The following is a 1,511-nucleotide window of genomic DNA, read 5'->3' as shown; positions in this document are numbered from 1 at the left end:
GGAAACTGAGAAGTAAAGTCCTTGCCATTTCGGCTTGTGAGTGTAATGTTACCCTCGTTCGCATGTAAGAGTACACGAAATCCATCATATTTCACTTCATACATCCACTCATCACCAGTGGGAAGAGATTCCGTTAGCGTCAACAGCATAGGTTTGACCATCTTTAAACCTCCTCATTGTTTCCATTAGTTTGAGTTATCCCAGCGCTTTTAAACATATTTTCCCTTCATTCGAGAAAGCTATGGAAAAAGGAGTGGGCTCTATGCATACAATGTGGAAAGGCACGATTAGCTTTGGGCTGGTTAATATTCCAATTAAGCTTCATGCAGCAACCGAGAATAAGGACATTAAGCTCAGACAGCTTCACGAAGAATGTAAATCGCCGATTGAATATAAAAAAAGGTGCCCGGTTTGTGAAAGGGAAGTAGAAAGTCAGGAAATTGTAAAAGCTTATGAATACGCTAAGAACAAATTCGTGGTCTTAGATGCGGAAGATCTGGAGACGTTAAAAAAGGAACAGGAAGATAAAGCAGTAGAGATTCTGGACTTTGTAAAACTTGAAGAAATTGACCCCATTTATTTTGAAAGAAGCTACTATATGTCACCGAGCGAAGGTGGAAGTAAAGCCTATGGATTGTTAAGAAAAGCCCTAACCGACACAGGCAAAATCGGTGTAGCGAAGATTATTATTCGTTCTAAAGAGCAGCTTGCCATCGTTCGCGTTTACCAGAATACGCTGGTTATGGAGACCATCCATTTCCCGGACGAAGTCCGGCAATCTAAAGATGTCCCTAACGTTCCGGAAGAAACGGAACTAAGCAAAAAAGAGGTAAGTACAGCCGTGACGTTAATTGATCAACTTACGGCAGAGTTTGACCCGGAAAAGTATAAGGATGAATACCGCACAGCTCTGCTTGATTTAATTGAAGCGAAAAGAAACAATGAAGAGATTACCACAGCTGCGGATAAACCGAAGCCTGATAATGTAACTGATTTGATGGAAGCTTTAGAGAAATCTTTAGAGAAAACAAAAGGAGGGACAAAGAAAAAAACAACAAAGCGAAAATCGAATGCAGGTTCAAAGAAGAAAACCTCATAAAAAAGGCGTCACAATAGGATTTTGTCGCCCGTTTAACCTGTATTTATTCTCGGAATTGTAGTATAATATATAATAGAATGATTTATGGGGCGGAGGGTTTGTTAATGAGTACGCGTACAGAGGAAGAGGCGGAAATTCTGATGCGTCCAGCAAAAGCATCATTGGCTGTCGAAGGACTACGCCTAAGCCAAAAGCAAGAGACGCTTGTGAAAAAATGTTTAACCGGTGCCATAACCCATAAGGAATTTATTAAGAGGGCTTTGGAACTTTCACGTCATGCCTAATTCCCGATACGGCAGTGGGTCTTCCCGTTATTACTACCGGGATTCTACGGTTCTGATTAACCATTATGATATTATGGATGACAATCAATTACAGAGAATGGAGACGATTCTTTCCACCCAGCGTTTGG

The 1,511-nt window shown here is 41.0% G+C and carries 3 protein-coding genes; 2 read left to right on the top strand and 1 reads right to left on the bottom strand.

The annotated features are described in order from the left end of the window. Nucleotides 1-104, bottom strand: a 104-nt coding sequence (locus WAM07_RS09860) for a hypothetical protein (RefSeq protein ID WP_422166455.1), incomplete at its 3' end; no start/stop codon positions are given. Between the two features lie 158 nt (nucleotides 105-262). Here WAM07_RS09860 and WAM07_RS09855 point away from each other — a divergent pair. After that, nucleotides 263-1,099 (top strand): Ku protein, encoded by an 837-nt coding sequence (locus WAM07_RS09855; RefSeq protein ID WP_422166453.1) that lies wholly within the window; start codon nucleotides 263-265, stop codon nucleotides 1,097-1,099. A 104-nt stretch (nucleotides 1,100-1,203) separates the two neighbouring features. After that, complete coding sequence (locus tag WAM07_RS09850; RefSeq protein ID WP_224895395.1) at nucleotides 1,204-1,383, top strand: hypothetical protein; 180 nt, start codon at nucleotides 1,204-1,206, stop codon at nucleotides 1,381-1,383. Nucleotides 1,384-1,511: the final 128 nt, after the last annotated feature.

This window comes from Halobacillus sp., assembly GCF_049282395.1.
Taxonomy (GTDB): Bacteria; Bacillota; Bacilli; order Bacillales; family Halobacillaceae; genus Halobacillus.
The sequence above is the reverse complement of the archived record's forward strand: the minus strand, read 5'-3'. Positions and strand labels throughout refer to the sequence as shown.

Bases quoted from the DNA above. Each gene is read 5' to 3' on its own strand.
- WAM07_RS09850 (WP_224895395.1), top strand. From the start codon at position 1,204: ATGAGTACGCGTACAGAGGAAGAGGCGGAAATTCTGATGCGTCCAGCA.
- WAM07_RS09855 (WP_422166453.1), top strand. From the start codon at position 263: ATGCATACAATGTGGAAAGGCACGATTAGCTTTGGGCTGGTTAATATT.